17 protein-coding genes and 1 pseudogene are annotated in these 17,789 nt (G+C 71.0%); 3 read left to right on the forward strand and 15 right to left on the reverse strand.

Annotated features, from left to right (window positions below; all coding sequences use genetic code 11):
* Positions 1-39: 39 nt before the first annotated feature.
* The 3 genes from ACFQ80_RS05535 to ACFQ80_RS05545 all read right to left on the reverse strand — a co-directional run bounded on the left by ACFQ80_RS05535 (position 40) and on the right by ACFQ80_RS05545 (position 2,046).
* Positions 40-324 (reverse strand): hypothetical protein, encoded by a 285-nt coding sequence (locus tag ACFQ80_RS05535; RefSeq protein ID WP_430562869.1) that lies wholly within the window; start codon positions 322-324, stop codon positions 40-42.
* Between the two features lie 3 nt (positions 325-327).
* Positions 328-747, reverse strand: coding sequence for a hypothetical protein (locus ACFQ80_RS05540; RefSeq protein ID WP_430562870.1), 420 nt, complete (start codon positions 745-747; stop codon positions 328-330).
* Between the two features lie 210 nt (positions 748-957).
* The gene (locus ACFQ80_RS05545) at positions 958-2,046 is read right to left on the reverse strand and encodes a restriction endonuclease (RefSeq protein ID WP_430562871.1); all 1,089 of its coding nucleotides are present in this window, start codon (positions 2,044-2,046) and stop codon (positions 958-960) included.
* 142 nt (positions 2,047-2,188) lie between these two features.
* Here ACFQ80_RS05545 and ACFQ80_RS05550 point away from each other — a divergent pair, with 142 nt between their 5' ends.
* Complete coding sequence (locus ACFQ80_RS05550; protein ID WP_430562872.1) at positions 2,189-3,079, forward strand: hypothetical protein; 891 nt, start codon at positions 2,189-2,191, stop codon at positions 3,077-3,079.
* A 104-nt stretch (positions 3,080-3,183) separates the two neighbouring features.
* Here the strand turns inward: ACFQ80_RS05550 and ACFQ80_RS05555 are convergent.
* The 5 genes and pseudogenes from ACFQ80_RS05555 to ACFQ80_RS05575 all read right to left on the reverse strand — a co-directional run.
* Positions 3,184-5,034: pseudogene (locus tag ACFQ80_RS05555) on the reverse strand (DNA cytosine methyltransferase); the annotation flags it as partial.
* Between the two features lie 52 nt (positions 5,035-5,086).
* Positions 5,087-6,256 carry a hypothetical protein gene (locus ACFQ80_RS05560; RefSeq protein ID WP_430562873.1) on the reverse strand — a complete coding sequence of 390 codons (1,170 nt, stop codon included), beginning with the start codon at positions 6,254-6,256 and terminating at the stop codon, positions 5,087-5,089.
* Positions 6,257-6,294: 38 nt separating this feature from the next.
* Positions 6,295-6,819 carry a hypothetical protein gene (locus tag ACFQ80_RS05565; RefSeq protein ID WP_430562874.1) on the reverse strand — a complete coding sequence of 175 codons (525 nt, stop codon included), beginning with the start codon at positions 6,817-6,819 and terminating at the stop codon, positions 6,295-6,297.
* 12 nt (positions 6,820-6,831) lie between these two features.
* Complete coding sequence (locus tag ACFQ80_RS05570; protein ID WP_430562875.1) at positions 6,832-7,554, reverse strand: HNH endonuclease family protein; 723 nt, start codon at positions 7,552-7,554, stop codon at positions 6,832-6,834.
* Between the two features lie 67 nt (positions 7,555-7,621).
* Complete coding sequence (locus ACFQ80_RS05575; RefSeq protein ID WP_430562876.1) at positions 7,622-8,008, reverse strand: hypothetical protein; 387 nt, start codon at positions 8,006-8,008, stop codon at positions 7,622-7,624.
* A gap of 120 nt (positions 8,009-8,128) precedes the next feature.
* On the opposite strand from ACFQ80_RS05575, the gene ACFQ80_RS05580 reads away from it, so the two are divergent.
* The gene (locus tag ACFQ80_RS05580) at positions 8,129-10,078 is read left to right on the forward strand and encodes a hypothetical protein (RefSeq protein ID WP_430562877.1); all 1,950 of its coding nucleotides are present in this window, start codon (positions 8,129-8,131) and stop codon (positions 10,076-10,078) included.
* Positions 10,079-10,111: 33 nt separating this feature from the next.
* On the opposite strand, the gene nrdH is transcribed toward ACFQ80_RS05580, so the two are convergent.
* The 6 genes from nrdH to ACFQ80_RS05610 all read right to left on the reverse strand — a co-directional run bounded on the left by nrdH (position 10,112) and on the right by ACFQ80_RS05610 (position 14,800).
* Positions 10,112-10,351, reverse strand: a complete 240-nt coding sequence (nrdH, locus tag ACFQ80_RS05585; RefSeq protein WP_430562878.1) for a glutaredoxin-like protein NrdH — start codon at positions 10,349-10,351, stop codon at positions 10,112-10,114.
* Complete coding sequence (locus ACFQ80_RS05590; protein ID WP_430562879.1) at positions 10,348-10,563, reverse strand: hypothetical protein; 216 nt, start codon at positions 10,561-10,563, stop codon at positions 10,348-10,350. The genes nrdH and ACFQ80_RS05590 overlap by 4 nt, the downstream gene beginning before the upstream one ends.
* Before the next feature lie 293 nt (positions 10,564-10,856).
* Positions 10,857-11,630 carry a hypothetical protein gene (locus ACFQ80_RS05595; protein ID WP_430562880.1) on the reverse strand — a complete coding sequence of 258 codons (774 nt, stop codon included), beginning with the start codon at positions 11,628-11,630 and terminating at the stop codon, positions 10,857-10,859.
* Positions 11,631-11,730: 100 nt separating this feature from the next.
* Positions 11,731-12,075: a hypothetical protein gene (locus ACFQ80_RS05600; RefSeq protein WP_430562881.1), complete on the reverse strand. Its 345-nt coding sequence runs from the start codon at positions 12,073-12,075 to the stop codon at positions 11,731-11,733.
* Complete coding sequence (locus tag ACFQ80_RS05605; RefSeq protein WP_430562882.1) at positions 12,072-12,392, reverse strand: hypothetical protein; 321 nt, start codon at positions 12,390-12,392, stop codon at positions 12,072-12,074. The genes ACFQ80_RS05600 and ACFQ80_RS05605 overlap by 4 nt, the downstream gene beginning before the upstream one ends.
* On the reverse strand, positions 12,389-14,800 hold the full coding sequence (locus ACFQ80_RS05610; RefSeq protein ID WP_430562883.1) for a DNA translocase FtsK: 2,412 nt from the start codon (positions 14,798-14,800) through the stop codon (positions 12,389-12,391). Before ACFQ80_RS05610 ends, ACFQ80_RS05605 begins: the two co-directional genes overlap by 4 nt.
* A 641-nt stretch (positions 14,801-15,441) precedes the next feature.
* Here ACFQ80_RS05610 and ACFQ80_RS05615 point away from each other — a divergent pair.
* Positions 15,442-15,987: a hypothetical protein gene (locus ACFQ80_RS05615; protein ID WP_430562884.1), complete on the forward strand. Its 546-nt coding sequence runs from the start codon at positions 15,442-15,444 to the stop codon at positions 15,985-15,987.
* A gap of 251 nt (positions 15,988-16,238) precedes the next feature.
* Here ACFQ80_RS05615 and ACFQ80_RS05620 read toward each other — a convergent pair whose 3' ends face one another.
* Positions 16,239-17,612 carry a DUF2637 domain-containing protein gene (locus ACFQ80_RS05620; RefSeq protein ID WP_430562885.1) on the reverse strand — a complete coding sequence of 458 codons (1,374 nt, stop codon included), beginning with the start codon at positions 17,610-17,612 and terminating at the stop codon, positions 16,239-16,241.
* Between the last annotated feature and the right edge of the window lie 177 nt (positions 17,613-17,789).

Raw genomic sequence — 17,789 nt, forward strand, 5'->3', positions numbered from 1 at the left:
GTGGTGGACGGGGCCGGCGCGCTGTCGGGACGGGGTGGGTCAGGTGGTCGAGGGGCGTCGGTCGTCGACGTCGCTCGCCGACGGGTCGTCCTGGTGCGTGGTCGGCTGCTCGACCAGGTGCAGGGCGTCTCGGTCGTTGCCGTCGATGTGCTTGTGCTCGGCCTGGGGCAGCCACCATGCCTCGATCCCCTGCTCGGGGAACTCCCCTGTCGGCACGGCGCCTCTCAGGTGGGCCACGAGGTGGTCGACGAGGATCTGTGCGGCCTCCTCCTCGGTGGGCGCGTTGACGTCGAACAGCACCGGGATCATGTGCTCGTGGACCATCGCTCACACCTCCCGCACGAAGATCGTGTGGGTGCCGATGCGGTACCGCGCGGGCCCGTTGGGCTCGAGCATCTCCTCGAGCAGGCCGAGGTAGGCGTACGGCGCGTTGGCCAGGATCAGGTCCCGCCGGTCGGCCGTCGGGGGCACGTAGCAGGTGGAGTGCCACTCGAAGCGCTCGCCGCCCCACGTGAGGATGTCGATGCGCACCTCTCCCGCGTGGTCGGCCCGGCGTACCTCGACCTCGGTGACACCCCAGTCGTCGAGCGCGAGGCTCCGCTCCCCGACGGCCCCGTCGACGAACACCACCTCACGCGTCGCGTGGCGCACGCGCCCCCATGCCAGCGTGCCCAGGACCCGGAACTCGTCCCCGGTCCTCAGCGCGTCGATCCTGGCGCACTCGATCGTCTGCAGCGCAGCGTTCATCGTGGATCACTCCCTGCGGCCAACAAGCGGGCCGGCCCGGTCAAAGTGGCTGGTCAGGCCACCGATGTGGTTGGTGCTCTCGACGCTACCGGCCACCACCCAAACCAGGCGGCTCCTCGCCCACCTCCCACGGCACCCCATGCCCCCAGTTCCGGTATCCAGCACAGGGCCTGTCGGGCGACGCGGGTGTCGTAGCGGGAGATCCGTGAGCTACACGAGGGTCCAGGGGCCGCCATCGCGGTAGTCAGAACTATCGACGTCGCTGCGCTGCAGGTGCTGCTCGCTCGTAAGTCCGAAGAGTTGGGCGTCGATGACGGGGCGCCACCATTCGGGAACTTCCGCCATCCTCTCAACCGCCCAGATGTACCAGTCGGTGTCCACGTCGGTGTAGCGGAGGTCGTTCCCGACGGGTCGCGACTTCCACCGATCGGTGAGCCGGAGCTCGTCTTCCGAGTCTCGGCGATACGCGTCGGCGAGAAACACCTTCGCCCTGTCATCCAGTGTCTTGGCACGACCGCGTTCCTTGCTGGCGACCAGTCGGGCGTATACCTCTAGTGCACGGTGCCGCCAGTGCGCGAGTGTATGGATCCACTCCTGCCAGGAGCGCTCCACTCCCAACTCCGCGACGATCGCGTTCGTGAGAACCGCAGACTGGTCATCCTCGGCCCAGGCCTGCCGCACGTCCTCGAGCATGGCCAGGATCGACATCAGTTCGACCAGGACGAACCGCTGAAGGTCCTCAACTTCGTCGGCTTCCAAGGTGCGTGCGAATGAGAACTGCTCGCTGAACCGCACGGCGGCGGCCAGCTCGCGGTCGAAGGTGGCGGCCGCGGCGGCTGCATCGCGATGGAGTCGTTCGCTCGCGGCGTCCCGTTCCGTCTCAGGAGTAGTCGTTGCGCTGCGCGCTTGGAGCTGGCGCGCGCGGTCGTTGGTGGGGTGGACGTCGCCGTAGATGTTGTATGTGAAGAGGCCGAGCTGGGCAGTGTTGGCGTATTCGAGCGCCGCTGCGGTGTACCCGGACAGGGCGTAGAAGAGAGCGTCCTTCGTCCCGTGGGAGGCGCCGACGTGCTGTTGCACTTCCGGGCTGCCGACGGGCGTGTTGTGGTGCTTCACCTGCGCCAGCGCACGAGCCGACACGACGTCAATGCCTCCATCTGCGCCGGATGGTGTGAGGGCGGCATCGCGGAACCCGAGCACCTCACACATATGCCACCGTGCGAGCTCCTCTGCGTCGCGCCAGTCAGCCACAAGGATCGCGCGGGTGTGGCGAGAGGAGCGGAACGGCGTGGGTGCGGCCATTGGCCCATGATGGTGACTCAGGCACCCACCCGCGACCGGGTCCAGTCATACCCGCGGGGTCTCTGATTTGCCCGGGTGATTTGTCGTCGCTCCCGGCACCCGATCGATGTCGGACGACCTACTGTCTCCGCGTGAGGACCGCATGAACGTCAACCGTCGCCCCGCGACTGCTTCCGTCACAGTCGGCGTCTTCGTCTTGCTGGCCGCGTGCTCCCCCGCTGAGAACAACCCCCCTGCCGACAGCGCCGCATCACCTATCCCGACGGTCACGGCCGCTCCGACGACCGAGGAACCCAGCCCTCTGTCGTCCCTCGAGCCGACCGAGGAATCACCCGAGCCCGTGGTACTCAACTGCTACGACGACGAGCAGGGTGACCTGTACATCACCCGCGACGACGGCACTCAAATGCAGACCGATCTCGCGGCGCTGTGGCCGAGCGAATATGACCTGTGCGACACATGGGAAGCCGTCACCCCCACCACCGGCCTCGAGCTCGCTGCCTACGACGCTTCCGGATACGACGACAACGACATCGGCGTGCTGTACGCGATATGCGCCCAGAACGACGCCGCTGACGATTACGCCACGGCGGACATGCTCACGAAGCCGCAGAAGAACGAGATTCGTGCCGCGATGATGCTGTGCCCGGACCACCCGCTCGCCGGCGACTGGGCCGCCACGATCAAGCGGTCCAGCAAGACCGAGAAAAAGGTGAAGGCCGAAGCCGAGGACGCCGCCCGCGCCGTTGCAGTCGCCGAGCGGTACGGCCACGTGTCGCAGTACGTCATCGATGCTTTCGAAGACCCCGAGTACCTGGCCGCGTTCGAGCCGCTGGTGTGCGCCGGGGTGCGCGACACAGGCTCCCTGGACGAGCGCGGTGGTCTGCGCGGCCTGGTGATGGACTCCACCTCAGACCAGGCCGAGCCCGCCGCCCCGGGTGTCTGGCAGACCATGCGTGTCATCCAGACCGGCTGCCCGGAGCGCGAGGACAAGTTCGTCGGCATGCTCGACGCCTGGGACGAGGCGCACTGACCATGGCCGTGCGGCGCAGGGTGAAGGTCACGCTCTGGGTCGTGGGCCACCCCGACGCCGGCGTGAAGTTCGAGACGGCGCCCTGACCTGCCGTCCGTGCTCGCTCACGCCGCCAGGGAGAACGAGACCCGCTCGCCGGTCAGGGCCTCCATGACGACCGCCATGATGTCGCGCGACGCGGGCGGGGTGACGGCGTTGCCTGCCATCTTGACCAGGTCACGGTTCGAGGGCGTGCGGCCCTTGTCGTTGAGCGCGTCCCACCGGTAGGTCTTCGGGAAGGCCATGCCCGCCGCGACCTCGTGCGGGCGGAACATGCGGAAGAGCACCTCCGGCACCATCTCCATCGCGGCTGCCATGTCCTCCGCGGTGACGCGGGGGCGCAGCTGCTGGAGCAGGGACTGGTGCCCGCCCGTGGTGAGCGTGCGGAGCTCCTCGAACGCGGGCGTGGTCATCTCGGCGCCACCGGAGTTGTGGCGGTGGATGAGCGCGTCCCGGTCTGGCGCCGTCGTGAGCGCGTACCGGTCTCGGGTGGTGAGCGCGCCGACGGGCTCGCTCACCGGGCGCCCCTCGCGCGCGGTCCCGTAGTAGGGGGTGACGAGCGCGTACGCCTCACGCGTGTGCAGCGTGCGCAGGGCCTCGTCGGTGGTGCGCGCGTCGTCGTTCCACGACCCGCCGGCCGGGGTGACGAGCCCGGACCCGCCGCCGGTCGCGGTCGTGAGCGTGGGCGCAGACTCGGACGTCCGCCGGGCCCGGTTCTGGTGGTTATTCGTCATGACCAGCGGCTCACGGTCGGTGACGAGGCCGTGGTGGTTCCCGCCGGCGGTGAAGGTCCCCGCCGGCTGGGCGACCGAGCGCGCGGTCGAGGTGCCGTACATCTCGGTGATGAACGGCTGGTGCGCGAGGGTGGTCTCCGCGCGCGTGGTCTGGGTGCGCATCGGGATGTCGAGCGGCAGGGTTTCCTTGCCGTCGCGGCCCTCGACCGGCACGGCGAGGCCCTTGCTGTTGCTGGTGTGCAGCGCGCGCATGGCCTGCTCGACCGGCCACGCTCGGTAGTACGCCTCCGGGTCGCCGTGGTTCGGGTGCGCTGGGTCGGCGGCGTCGTACGTGTTGCCGGCTGCCTCGAGGGTGAGCGGCGACCAGTAGCGGGCGATGCCCGCCGCGATGCGCGCGCGGGTCTTCGGCTTGAGCCGGTCACCGATGCGCTCGCCGGGGATCGACCAGTCGATCGCGGCTGACGCAGGCAGCCAGTCGGGCTCGACGACGGTGCCGCACTGGCTGTGCACGTAGAGGTAGGTCTGGCGGTAGCGGCCGACCTTCTTGCCGTTCTTCCATGACTGGACGGCGGCGACCACCTCGCGGCACTTCGGGCAGTACGCCTTGGGGCGCAGGATGCGGTCGAGCTCGGGAGCGCGCTCCCCCTCGCGCCAGCACACGATGTAGATGCGGTCGCGCGACTGTGGCGCGGGCTGGCCGTAGGTGCTGGCATGCATGGAGTTCAGCGAGATGACGCGGAAGCGGTAGCCGAGTGCGGAGAGCTGCTTGCGCCACTCGTACCAGGCAAGGCGGTAGCGGCTTTGGGTGGCGATGTCGATCACGTTCTCGACCACTAGGTACCTGTAGGCGTGGTGCTCGGCGTACCTGAGCACGTCGAACATCAGCAGGCGCGAACGGGTCGTGGCCTCGGCCGACAGTGGGTCCTCGAACAGGCCCTCCTCGATGGCGGGAAGCGGCGCCGAGCCGTTCGCCTGGGACCACTTCGTGCACTCGGGGCTGAACCACGCGACGTCGGTCGTGGGGAAGAACGCGGGGTCCTCCTGGTGCAGGTCGACTGACGAGTGGTCGGTGTCCGGGTGGTTGAGGTTGTGCACCGCGACGGCGAGATGCCAGTGGTTCGACGCGTGGATGATCCGCAGGCCGTCGATCTGGGCCATGCCGGTGCTAGACCCGCCGCCGCCGCAGAAGAAGTCCGAGGCGTGACGTCGCTGGCCGTGCGCATGCTGATCAGCATCAGCTGTCCGCCTTGCGAGCTGCGGCCGGGGCGGCCGCGTGCGCGCGACGGAAGGCGACCTGCACCACGGGGTCCTCGGACTGGGCCGGGCCGGCCATGGCGCGCCAGGCCTCGTTGATGTCGACCTGGCCGGCAGCTGCGGCGCGTGTCGCGAAGCTCGCGCGGCCGGGAACGACGACGTCGTCCGTTGTGGCCGGCAGGAGTGCTCGTAGGTCGTGCGACCCGAGCACTTCCTTCTCCATGAGCGCGGAGGCGATGGCGTCGACGACGTCCTGACGAGCGAGCAGGATGCGACGTGCCTCGGAGCTGGCGGCAGCGAGGAGGGAGTCGGTGGTCAGCGGCCCTGTGTATCCGGTGGGGCGCAGGCCGGTGGAGACGATGATTGCGGCGTCCTTGGTCGCCGACTCGACGTCGTTGGTTGATCCGTGGTCGTGCTGGCCGCTGAGGATGTCGATGGCGCGGCCGGCGAGCCCGGACCGCATGCGGATCCAGGCTGCGTCGTGCTCGGCGGGGAACGGGACCGGGAGGATGGTGTGGGTCTGGCCGCCTGTCGTCTCGGTCGCCCGGATGTCGGCCTGGAGGACGGTGCAGCCGATCACGTGCCCGACGACCGCATGCGCGGCCTCGTGCCGCGCGAACGACTCGCGCCCCCGCGCCCGGTAAGTGCCCTCCACCCAATGGTGGTGGCGGTCCTCGGCGTAGGCGAGCACCTTCTCGGGGGTCGCGTCGTCGTCGACGTTGGCGATCACCCACGTCGCGTACGGCTCCCCGTACAGGCCGCACAGGCCGAGCCACACGGTGCGCAGGGGCGCAGGAATGCCCTCGAGCTCGGCGTGGCGGTGGGTTCGGGCCGAGAGGAGCCGCGCAGTCGGGATCGCCGCGAGCGCCGGTCCCTGTCGGCGGCGTCGCGCTGTGATGCGGCGGATCGCCGTGATGCGGGTGAGTGCGATGAGCACGGTGCCGCCGACGGCGAGCAGTGCGGCCTGGTCCGCGGGGGCGGCGTCGGCGTAGTGCTGGATGAGGGAAGCGATCGCGGGGGCGATGCCGAGCCAGATCGCGCACAGCAGGACCGAGGTCACGATGGCCACGAGGTGGGCGTCGCACCACCCGGCGACGGCGCGCCAGTTGCGACGTAGTGCGCGGGTGGTTCGGGCGATCTGGCGGGGCATCGGGCTCTCCTTGGTGCTCGTCGCTGGCGTCGCGGGGGTCATCGGGTTCCTGCTGTGATCTGGACCTCGGTGACGGGGCGCCCGCACGCGGTGCATTGCTGCCTTGGGGTCTGGGTGGCCGTGTCGATGCAGTCCTGGCACCAGTTCGCTGTCTCGATCTGGGTGCAGTAGCTGCAGACCAGCTGCACGCGCAGGTCGGATGGCCCGTCACAGGTCTCGGCCTGGATCCACCCGTAGTCGAGGTCGAACCGGATGAGCGCCCTCTGGCACAGCCAGGACACCGGGTTTTCGAGCGGGGGGCGCGAGCGCCACCAGGCGGTGGCGAGGTGTCGTCCGGCGAGGGCGGTGAGGACGCTCAGGGCGACCCCGACGGCGGCGCTGAGCCAGAACGTGGCGTCGGTCCAGCGGGCCAGGAGAATCGCGCCGGTGGCACCGGAGACGGTGACGGCCAGGAGGTAGTACATGGCCCAGGTGGGGTGCATGGGGGCCGGCAGGCGCAGGCGCAGCGAGTGGAGGTAGATCGTGTCGATGGGCAGCGCGCGGGGACGGCGTGTGGTGGGCATCGGTGCTCCAGGTCAGTGGGTGGGTGCCAGTGCGTGGCAGGCGTCCAGGACCCGCTTGGCCGCGTCGTGCTCGGCGGGGGTGACCCACAGGGCGTATTCGGCCTTCACGTGCACCTGGGTGGCGACGTACTCGCAGCGGAAGGCTTTGTGGGGCGGGAGCCAGGTAGCGGCGTCGCCATCGCTCTTGGCCGCGTTGGTGGGGCCGTCGACCGCGAGCAGGTTCGCTGGGTCGTTCGCGAACCGCTCCCGCGTGGCGGCGGTCCACTGCTGGGCGCCCTTCTGCCATGCGTCGGACAGGGCGACGACGTGGTCGATCTGCACCGCGGTGGAGGTGTCCTGTCCGCGGGTGAAGTCGATGCCGGTGCCGGTGTAGGGGTCCTTGAGCTGGCCGGAGTCCACGACGCAGTCCGAACCGGCCTCGAGCGTGATGTCGGTCAGGTCGCGGCGCAGGATCTCGTCGCGGGTGTGGCAGCCGTCGTCGTCGAGGTCGGCCCATCCGTCGCCGAATTGCTCGCGGTCGTACCCGGTCTTGGGGGCGCGCCCCTTGATGTCGAGGTCTTCGAGCTCGGCGCGGGCGGTGGTCACGCTCGCGGCTGCGTTCTTGGCCAGCGGTTCCGTCATGAGGGGGGCTTCCACGCCAGGGTCGGGTTCACCGGCCGTCGTTCCTGGGACCAGCTGCGAGACCCTCCAGAGGCCGATGAGGACCAAAGCCCCGCCCAGAATCTGCAGGATCAACAGGGGCCATGGGTCGTTGTGTCGCATCATCGGCGGAGGTCCTGCCCTTCGGGTCGGTCGGTCGCGGTCACGCGTGTCGGTGGGCTGTCGGCACGGAGCGGGACGGCCGTCGCGCCGACGGCGCGTGCTCCTTGGTGTCGTCGTGCGCCTCATGCCGCGCCAGTGCCGCGAGCGCCGCGGTGGCGAGGACGGCTTCGATGGCGAGGCAGAGCCACGTGGTGGGGTCGAGGTGGATGCCGCCGCGGATCCAGATGAGGGCCCATGCCGGTGCCGATGCTGTCGCCAGGGTTGCGGCGAGGCAGAGGGTGTCGTGCAGGGTGCCGGTGTCGTCCTTGAGGGCGCTGGTCAGCGCGTAGGTGGCGATCAGCGCGACGGCGAGGGTGGTGAGGGCTGCCCAGAGCGTGAGGCCGGCGTTGAGCGCGGCCCCGATCAGGTTGGACAGCTGGTCGTTCATGCCCGGGGAATGTGTCTGCCCGGGGTCGTCTGTGACACCTGCCTGCGAGTTTCGTCGCGACGTCGTCGGCGGGTACTCGGGGCGCGCGGCAGATCCGGACGGGCCACGATGTGGGGGGCGGTGGGCGCGAACGACCAGGTCTCGTGGGGAGGCGTGATGGGGCGGCGCAGGCCGCGGACGTATGCCGCGGAGTGGTTGGCGTGGGCGCAGGACGAGGCCGAGCGCCCACACGTCCCGGTGCGCGAAACCGAGCTCACTCTGAAGGTGCAGCGGGCCAGGTATCTGCCCCGGATCGTGGTGAAGAAGGAGCGCGCGATCGTGGGCCGGCTCTACCTGGGGCTGAACGTCCTCGACGTGGCCGACCAGCGCGATCGTCGCGTCATCGCGTCCGCGCTGGAGGCTGCGGGGTATGAGGTTCGTCCACCGATCGGTGGGTGGGACTCGCCACGGCCCCGTTGGCGCGTGTACGTCAACGCCTACATGGCCGATGCGTGGACATTCGGCTTCGGTGGCGGGGACCCCCGCTATGAGGACGGCACGACGTTCGGCGTCTTCTATCCCGAGTCGGAGGCGCTGTTCTGCCTGTCCGAGCTGTGGTTCGAGCCCGGACGGGAGGCTACCGCGTGGCACGGCTTCCGCGTCGGCGACGTCGTCGACCAGGTCCCGGACGATCCGGAGCAGACCAGCAAGTACCAGGGCCTGCTGGAGTACCCGCCCCCTCGGATCGTGGATCGCAACGCCAGAGCTGCGAGCCGCAGCCGGCGAAGTGCGCTGAAGAGCCCGCGGCAGCTGCCGGCGACGTCGCGTCAGCTGGTGCCCGGTGTCGTCGCTGACGCCGCGGACGCCGTGTTCGCAGCCGAACCTCTGGACCCGACAGCGCCGACACGCACCGGCGACATCGGCTGGGGATCCCGCAGCCTCGTGTTCGACGTCGACGACTTCGACGCGCTGCGGGAGGCGACTCCCCTGCTCGAGCTGCCCGACGAGACCCCGACGGCGCTGGAGTGGGCCCACAGCATCTCGCGGGTGCACGAGCTGGGGCTCGCGGCGTTTCGGCTGCGTACTCTCGCGCCACAGTGGTGGGCGGCCCTGCCCTGGCACGACGTCGCGCCAGAGCCCGCGCTGCTCGGCCAGCTGGGCACCGACGAGAGCGATGGCGCAGCACAGTCCGGCCAGCCGCAGCTCGTGCAGGCCGTCGTCGACTGGTCGATCCCCCAGCCGCAACTGCCCGTCGAAGGGGCGAACGCCCACGGACGGTTCCTGCTCGCGATGGGCGCGCTCGCCCATGCCGGACTTACCGCCGTCTCCGATCGGCTCGCGACCACCGAGTGTCTCGTGTGCCGGCGCGAGCACGTCCCCGCCGCCCACGAACTCGACACCCTCCTGCGACTGCGCACGAGCGACGTGTGCACGGTGTGCGCCCAGGCGGCCCTCCTCCGCCAAACCGACCTGATCCCCCACCCAGAGCGCGACAACGCATGGGTCCCCTTCCCGTGGACTCCCCAGCGCGAAGAGGCCGCACACGAGGCAGTACGGACGCTCGCGGCCGACAACGGCGGGCCGCCCTCGCGCCGGGTGCTGGCGGCGAGCGTGCCCTGGACGAGCACTGGCGACTTGGTCCGGCAGGTGCTCCTGCGGATTCCGTTGCCCCGTGACCACGAGCCGGGCGGTGCGGCGCCGGCCTGGTCGACGCTGCTGGCCGACGCCGGCGTACTCGGCGAGGGCTGGCGGCCCTCCTTCGGTGTCCACACCGTCGCCGCCGACGGGCACCCGTGCCGCTCCCTCTTCGAGCGGTACATCGACGACTGGTTCTTCGCCCGTGGCGTCGTGCACACCATCGAGCCGCCCTACCCCTACGACGCGCAGCTCAACCCCAACGGGATGCGCGCCGACTGGGCGATCAACGGGGTGCTGGTCGAGGCGGCCGGCCTGAGCACCAGGAGCGACTACGCCGCCAAGATCGCGCGCAAACGCGAGCTCGCCGCCCGACACGGTCTGCAGCTGGTGATCGTCGTGGAGGACGATCTGCCTGACCTCGAGCAGGTCCTGCGCACCGCGCTGCAGCCCTGACCCACGGCCCCGTGGTGGTCCAGAGCGCGGCGCTCAGCGCTCGGTGGTGGAGGAGGCCAGCGCGCCGATCTGGTCCGGGCGGAACCCTGACCAGTGGGTGTCACCGGCGATGACCACCGGTGCCTGCAGGTAGCCGAGGCCACGGATCATCGCGAGCGCCTCGGGGTCCTGGGTGAGGTCGACGACGTCGTACGAGATGCCCTTGCGGTCCAGGGCACGGTAGGTCGCGTCGCACTGCACGCAGGCCGGCGTGCTGTAGACCGTGATGCTCATGTGTCCGCCCCCGTGGAGGCGGGGCGATCGCCGGCGAGCTCACGCAGCTGCTTCGCGGCGCCGTCCTGACCCTCACGCTCGAGCACGAGGGCCGATGCGCTGCAAGCGATCGCGAACCGGCGGGGGTCGGAGGCGTGCGTGGGCGCGGCGGTGTTCTTGGAACCCGGCGGTCGGGCCGTCGGGTCGGGTTCGTGGTGCTGGGTCAGGCTCATCGCCCTCTCCTTCGGTGAGCAGGGTGGTGCGTTCTCACCGAGGGGAAGGTGTCCACCGCGGGTCGTCTGTGACACCGCGGGGATCAAGTTGAGGGACCCGAACGCCCGCCGACCGGGTATGCCAGGAACCACCCCGACATATGAGTCCCGGTCGGCGAACGACGGACCGAGGAGCGGGTACCACCCCGCTTTGATCCCCGGCCCGGGGCCGCCGGACGAATCCGGCAGCCCCGAGTATATGGCGACGCCAGGGGCCGAACGGCGGTGCCGCGGCGGGCCTGGTGTCGGGGTGGTCAGGCGGTGCGGTGCTCGGCGTACTCCGGTGACGGCTCGCGCAGCTGGCCGGTCAGCCAGGGCTCGCACGTGGGCCAGTGCAGGACGCCGGTCTGCATCTTCAGGTCGCGCACGGCGAGCCAGATCTTCGCCTGCGTCTCGGTGGTGGTCAGGATGAACACCCCGGAGCGGGCGGCCAGGTCGGCGGGCAGCTCGAGCGCCGCGGCGGGCGTGATGAGCACCAGGGGTGCCTTGGCCCACAGGTCGTGCAGCTGCTCGCCGGGGGCGTGCCACTGCAGGCCGGGGATCGGCGGGTAGTCATCACCGGTGGCGATCCCGAGGGGCATGCCGGTGCGCCGCTGGGGGCGGGTCCACAGCCACGGGGCGTCGGCGTACCCGGGCAGCCGGTAGGTCGCCGCGGTCGCGACGGCGGTCAGGAGCTTGCGCGCGGTGCCGTGCTGCCAGCGGGGGCTGGGCGCGCAGGCGTGCTGGGCGGCGTGGACCGCCTTGATGACCTCGACGGGGTCGACGTGCTGGATCGGCTCGTGCGTGTACGGGCCGGGGTCGACGAGGTCGGCGGGCTTGAGGCTGCCCTGGTCGGCGAGGTGGGCCGTGGCTGCGAGGTTCTCCTGGCGCAGCTGCTGCCCGGCCTGCGTGGGCGTGAGGCCGAGGTGGTGGTCGCCGGCGAACGCCGCGGTGGTCGGGTCGGTGAGGATCTGCCAGCGGGCGGCGGCGGTCACGAGCAGGTCGATGTGGTCGTTGGTCAGCGTCGGGGACGTGCTGGTGATCGCCATGGCGGATCACTCCCGGTTCGGCGGGCGGGATGGTCGGTCCCGCAGGTGGTTGATGCCCCTACCCTGCGGGACCGACGCGCCAGGCGTCCATCGGTTGTGGTCACCCCGCCTTGCGCAGCTCCTTGGCGGGTGGGTGCCCGTTGACCCAGTGCGCCGGCTGGGGCTTGCCGACCTGCCAGGCGCTGCCGGCGGCGATCCCGGTGTACTGGTCCTTGCGTGCCCAGTCGGCGCACGCGGCTACCGCCTGCAGCGGACACTTCGCGCACAGCTGCAGCAGCGGTGCGGCGGCGGCACGTGCGTCGGTCTGCGTCGTCGCGGAGGCGTGCGCGGCCTCGTGGCGTCCCCACAGCTGGTGCTTCCCGTCGCACTCGGCGCCGTCGATCCGTGCGGCGGCGTCCCGGGCGATGACGTCCAGGCTCATGTTCAGGCGGCGGCTCTCGGTCACAGTGCCTCCCGACGTCGGCGGCGGATCTTGCGCAGCACGGTGCTGGCGATGATGGCGACGATCGCGACCAGGACGCCGGCGACGATGACGATGCGGGCCAGGTCGAGCCCGGCTCCGTCTCCGCCGGGGATCGCGAGCAGGGGGTCGGCGGAGGCGGCCACGAGGATGTGGTGCTCGACGAGCCACTGCACGCCGCGCAGCCACAGCAGTCCGAGGGATCCGATGATGGCGCCGCCGAAGAACACGGCGAAGCCGAGCATCGCCAGGATGTCGCTGTCGGAGTTGGAGGAGGTGGCGGAGGTCTGCTGGTCACTCATGAGTGCTCCAGGGGTCGGCGGGTCATCACGGTGGTGTCGGCGGGCAGGGACACGGAGCCGTACTCGTCGCCGTCGCCGCGCCAGGAGATCGCGATGCAGCCGGCGTCGAGGATGTCGGGCTCGGGGTGCTCGTCGACGAACACCCACTCGGACTCGGCGTCCTCCATCTGAATGAGGTCACCGACCACGAGGTTGTCCGGGCCGATGGCCTGAGGTTCGCCGAATCCGGCGTAGGCGTCGCCCGGTGTGGTGGTGCTCAGCTCGCTGGGCTCCCACTCGTCCCCGCCCGGGTCCTCGTCCGTCCGGGCGCGGGTGCCCGCGGCGGCGCCGGCGAGCGGCCGCAGCCGCTCGAGCGTGGAAGCGAGGTCGTCGGGGCCGGCCAGGACACGGCCGTCACCGCTCGGGGCCTGCTCGTCATCGGCCGCACTGTCGGGGTCATGCAGGACGATGACGTCGTGCTCGGCCAGCTGGTCGAGCACGCGTCCCGCGTGGGCGTAGCCGATGCGCAGCTTGCGCTGCAGCATCGGCCGCGAGACGAACTGCGCCGTGATCACGAGCTCGGCGGCCTCGAGCAGCAGCTCGTGGTCGATCGCGTTCACGACGATGGTGGCTGCATCGCCCGTGGGGTCGGCAATCACGGCCTTGCGCAGGCTGGCCGCGTTGGCCGGGCTCGAGGTCCCGACGCCGAGGAGGGTGAGGGCGGAGGCGGCGGTGCGTGCGTCGCCGGCGCGCTCGTGCTGGGCGGCCATCACGACGGGGTCGAGGTCGGGGCGGTCTTCGGCCAGGACCCAGTCCGCCTTGGCGTAGTCCCAGAACCCGAGGGGCAGCTCCTCCTCCCCCGCGTACCGGGGCTCGGGCGGGACGATCAGCAGGCGCGGGTGTCGGTTGTGCTGCGGCTTGAGGGACTCGCGTCGCTTGCCGTCCTCACTGTCGTCGGGGGCGGTCATGGAGGGGAACCGGTAGCACTGGGCCTCAACGGGGCGCCCGTCGGCGCCGGTGGTGATCGCGCGCTGGCGGGCGCCGTTCGGGATGGTGACCCCGATGAACGTGGAGTTCCACATCATGTTGGCGCCGGCCGGGTCGAGACGTCCGACGGAGATCCGCTCGCCGAAGTTGGAGCGTGCCTCACCACCGCCCTCGCCGAACAGCTGCACGTCAGGGCGCTGCATCGTGACGATCAGGTGCACGCGTGCGGTGCGGGCGAGGCGGGCAAGGGAGGAGTAGTGGCTGAGCGTCGGGGGCTTGTTCTTCTCCCCGCGCTGCTTGACGTCGTCGTACCAGCCGAGCAGTCCCTGCACGGTCTCGGACCACTCGTCCAGGACGACCACGAGCGGCTCGAAGTCCTCCACTCGGAAGCCCTGCTGGGTGATGAGGCGGTAGCGCTCCTTGACGATCGTGTAGGCGCGGTAGACCACGGCGACCTGCTCCTCGACGGTGGTCGCGACGATCTGCACATTGGGCCAGGTGCGGTGGTGCAGGAACTCCACGCCCTTGCCGTCGGCGACCCACACCGGCCACCCGAACTGGGTGATCTTGCCGACGATGGAGTGAGTGGTGGAGGTCTTGCCCGAGCCGGTGCCGCCGGTGATCAGCATCTGCGGCACCCGTGCGGGCTCCCAGAACAGCTCGTTGCCGTCTTCGTCGATGGCCTTGGGGATGCGCACCTGGTCGTACTTGTCGAGCAGGTCGTCCATGTCGTCAGGCAGCGTGTCGGGCAGCCAGATGCTGCCAGGCAGCAGGGGGCGCTGCTCGAACCGGGCCAGGTCGTGCTCGAGATCCCACTGGGCTCGCCAGCGGCCGGCCATCATCGTGGAGACCACGCCCTCGATGCGGGTGCGGTAACCGCCGGCGGCCATCTTCGTCCCGGCCTGGTGGGAGATCGTGATCGACCCGAGCTCGTCCTCGCGGGCCATGTCGTAGCCGACGAGCTCGACCGTCGGCCCGATCAGGCTCGTCAGCGCCTGCAGCGCGCGCTCGAGCGCCGGCGGACGGGCCTCCTGCTCGGCGGCCTGCGGGGCCCGGTCGAGCTTGAGCACGAGGTAGCAGTGCTTGAGGTGGTGGCGCACCACCTTGTACTTGGCACCGAGCCGCACCGCGAGCGTGCCGATGACCTTCGGCTCGAGCACGACCCCGGCGTCCAGCACACCCGGCGCGTAGTACACCCGGATCTTGCGCGGCACCCCCGGCCATCCCTGGGTCCAGTTGCTCATGATGACCGTGCGTCGGTCCAGGCGCCGCACCCCCAGCGTCGGGGCGAGCGCCTCCAGGGTGCGGTCCTCCAGGTCGCGGCGTCGCTTGCCCCTCGCGCCGAGGGTGGTCACCACGGTGCCGCCCACGAAGCCGAGGCCCACGGACGCGCCGATCATCTCCGCGTGCCCGAGCACCGAGGCCACCCCGGAGGCGGCCACACCCGACGCGCAGAGGATGACCCCATCACGCCAGTGGGTGGCTGGGCGGGCAGGTACCGAAAGTGCCGCTTCGGGAACCCGGTCCTCCTGCGGCCCCGGAGTCTGCGTGGTCCGTCGTGCGGGTGAACGGGTAGCCAAGGTGCCCTCCTGAATCGCGTGCTCGGTCACCCGGGGGAAGGTGTCCCTGACCGCTCGTCTGTGACACCGCCGCGACGAACTGCCCCACCCACGCCCGGCGGCGAACCACGGCGTCAGAAGTGGTGTGCCCGGTGGTGGGCTCACGGTGTGCCTGACGGTTGCCCGTGTGCTGGCGCCCACCACTCCCCGCGCTGCCCGGCCGTTTCCGCCGACTCGCCCCACACCAGCCAGCCCCTTGTCGTGCTCCCTAGACTTGGCCCCGTGGCCAAGGGCCCGGCCCGCAGGGCCGCGGTTCCGAAGGCCTTCGGGGCCAAATCTGGTCGCCCACCAAGAAACACACCGCCGATCACCAGGCACCCGGCAGTGGCGGGCAAGTGCGACAAGTGGTGGCCCCCTGCTGACGCCCCGGTGGCACCACCACTGCCCCACACCACCCATCGCCAAGGGGTGAAGACCCCACCGCGACAGGGCACCGAACCCGCCACGGCGGCAGGATCCACACCATGTCGCCCGACGCCTCCGCCCTCCTCATGGCCGCCGCAGCAACCCAGCCCGCGCCCACCCCCTGGTACCTGTCGCAACCCGTCGGCGTCGTCCTCGGCGCCCTGGTCGCGGGCCTCGTGTCCTACCTCGTCGCGGCACGCGCGGCGCGGACAGCGCGTGACCTCGCCGACGCGCAACGGGCCTTCGACCGCAACGAGGCCCGGCGCTCGACCCGCAAGGCGGCGTGGGTGGCCTTCGTGGCCGCAGTCCGCACCGCGCACCGCGGCTCCAAGAGGGTCGAGAGCGAGCACGGCGTGCGCTACGGCGACATGTACCCCGAGGAGACCGAGCTCAACCAGCAAGTCGAGGAGGCGCTCATCGACTTCGAGGTAGAGGTCCCCGACGACGTCGTCGTCCTGGCGGTCCGTCTACGCAACCAACTGATGCGGCACGTGTGGGCGTGGGATCCCAGCGAGGAACAGGATGGCTACGCCAGCGACGACGACGTCAACGCTGCCGAGCTCGAGCTGCGACGCGCGGTCCGCACCATGCTCGCCAACGACTGAACCGGGCCACCGCCCCGCTCGGGCCACGCGCCCCGGCCTGGGCCGGTGGCGTCCGGCCTGCGGCTCCTGGGCAAGCCTCCAACGGTCGCAGCTACGGCCTACCACCGGTCTTGCCCAAAGCGCCCCCAGATACACACAGACCAGACCACGCGCGACCGGCCCGCGGCGCTCGCGGGCAAGGGGCCGGTCCGGCTCTGCGATACGCCACGGCCCCCTTGCCCGCGCGATTGGGCAAGGGGGCCGTGGTGGTCTCAGGCTGCGCGCTCGGTGGCCTGGCGGTCTGGGGTGTCGAGGTCTGCGTCCTGGTCTGCCCGTGCCGCGATCATGAGCCGGTTGGCTCGGGATGCTCCGCAGTCGAGGGTGGCCTGGACGGTGCGGCGGGAGACCGGGCGGCCGGCCTCGGCGTCGAGCTCGCGGATGGTGGTGATGGCCTGGGCGTCGCTCGTGCTGGGCGACGCGGGCCGCGGGCCGACTCGCGTCGTGTCGTGCGCCGGGTGGTCCACAGCCGTTGGGCCGGTCCGGCCAACAGCCTGCGGACCGGGCCGCGAGGTGGTGCTGGCGGTATGACCGGTCACCTGCTCCGTGGTGGCGGCCTGGTTCGTGCGGTGGTCCGCCTCGGTCACCTGGTGCCCCGGACCGGACTGGTCTGCGGGCACCGGGCCGATGGCCACCGCCGGTCCGGGCTCACGGCCTGCCGGACCGCGCTCGGCCCGGTCCGTCGTCCGGGTCGCAGTCCGGTCTGCGGGGTGGTCTGCGGGGTGGTCTGCGGTCTGGTCTGCAGATCGCTCGAAGGCCCGGGCCGCGCTGGTCTGTTCACGCGTGGGCTGGCGGGCCGGCCTGTCGTCGTCCGAGCCGCTGACGGCCTGGTCTGTCTGGCCCGGTTCCACGCCCATCGCGGAGGCACGGCCTTCGGAGGCCGATGTGGGGGCGGTCTGGGCGAGCCCGTCGGTCCGAGCGACGTACGCGGGCTGGGGAGCAGGCCGTGCCGGAAGGGCCGGGGCGGGCACCGACCGGGCCGGTCTGCTGACGTTGGTCTCCGGCGTCTCGGTCTCACGTGCACGGCGGCTGATGGATGCGAAGACCTCGACGCCGAGGGCGAGGGCGATCGGGGGCCAGATCGCGACGGCGCGAGCGAGGACCGTGGGTTCGGCGGCCGCCACGTTGGCCGCGAGGCTGGCTGCAAGGCTGAGGATCAGCATGAGCCAGGCCAGCTTGGGTGCCTTCCGGCCAGCCTTGGAGTCGGCGAGGATCACGGCGGCTGCGGACGCGATCGCTCCGTCGATGCTGAGCGGCAGCAGGATGGCGGCCAGTTCGCTCTCGCCCGCGTCGCGCGCGACCTTCTGCACGTGCCCGAACGAGATCACCGCGGCGGTGAGCGCGACGACCGCGGTCCCGGACGCTTCGACGATGCGGCGGGGCTTGCGGGGGCGGTCTGCCTTGCGAGACACGAGAACTCCTTGTTCCGTCGTGATCGGTTGGTCACCCGGGGGAAGGTGCGTGGGGTGCCCGTTTTGTGACGGCGCGGCCCGGACCGGTCCGTAGAAGTGGCCGGGGTCCAGGCCAAGCCACCGGTCAGGACGGACCGCTGTGGTGGGGGCAAGCCGGCCCGCCTGTTCCCCGTGCATCGGCCCGGTCTGATCCGCGTGGACCGCGTCGATCCGGGCCAGGCCCCCGTCGTCCCAGACCGCGCCAGGCCGGTCCGCCGGCAGGTTGGGCCTGGTCTGTCGGACGAGCGTGTGGCCCGGCCCGATGCCTGGCTTGAGTGAACGCGAGGACCGGACCGGACCGGGGATGGGGCTGGG

Origin of the sequence: Isoptericola sp. NPDC056578 (genome assembly GCF_042793275.1) — a bacterium.
In the GTDB taxonomy this organism is placed as follows: Bacteria; Actinomycetota; Actinomycetes; order Actinomycetales; family Cellulomonadaceae; genus Isoptericola.

Excerpts from the sequence above, each read along its gene's own strand:
- ACFQ80_RS05535 (WP_430562869.1), bottom strand. The coding sequence starts at position 324 with ATGGTCCACGAGCACATGATCCCGGTGCTGTTCGACGTCAACGCGCCC.
- ACFQ80_RS05540 (WP_430562870.1), bottom strand. The coding sequence starts at position 747 with ATGAACGCTGCGCTGCAGACGATCGAGTGCGCCAGGATCGACGCGCTG.
- ACFQ80_RS05545 (WP_430562871.1), bottom strand. The coding sequence starts at position 2,046 with ATGGCCGCACCCACGCCGTTCCGCTCCTCTCGCCACACCCGCGCGATC.
- ACFQ80_RS05550 (WP_430562872.1), top strand. The coding sequence starts at position 2,189 with ATGAACGTCAACCGTCGCCCCGCGACTGCTTCCGTCACAGTCGGCGTC.
- ACFQ80_RS05560 (WP_430562873.1), bottom strand. The coding sequence starts at position 6,256 with ATGCCCCGCCAGATCGCCCGAACCACCCGCGCACTACGTCGCAACTGG.
- ACFQ80_RS05565 (WP_430562874.1), bottom strand. The coding sequence starts at position 6,819 with ATGCCCACCACACGCCGTCCCCGCGCGCTGCCCATCGACACGATCTAC.
- ACFQ80_RS05575 (WP_430562876.1), bottom strand. The coding sequence starts at position 8,008 with ATGAACGACCAGCTGTCCAACCTGATCGGGGCCGCGCTCAACGCCGGC.
- nrdH (WP_430562878.1), bottom strand. The coding sequence starts at position 10,351 with ATGAGCATCACGGTCTACAGCACGCCGGCCTGCGTGCAGTGCGACGCG.
- ACFQ80_RS05590 (WP_430562879.1), bottom strand. The coding sequence starts at position 10,563 with ATGAGCCTGACCCAGCACCACGAACCCGACCCGACGGCCCGACCGCCG.
- ACFQ80_RS05595 (WP_430562880.1), bottom strand. The coding sequence starts at position 11,630 with ATGGCGATCACCAGCACGTCCCCGACGCTGACCAACGACCACATCGAC.
- ACFQ80_RS05605 (WP_430562882.1), bottom strand. The coding sequence starts at position 12,392 with ATGAGTGACCAGCAGACCTCCGCCACCTCCTCCAACTCCGACAGCGAC.
- ACFQ80_RS05615 (WP_430562884.1), top strand. The coding sequence starts at position 15,442 with ATGTCGCCCGACGCCTCCGCCCTCCTCATGGCCGCCGCAGCAACCCAG.
- ACFQ80_RS05620 (WP_430562885.1), bottom strand. The coding sequence starts at position 17,612 with ATGCACGGGGAACAGGCGGGCCGGCTTGCCCCCACCACAGCGGTCCGT.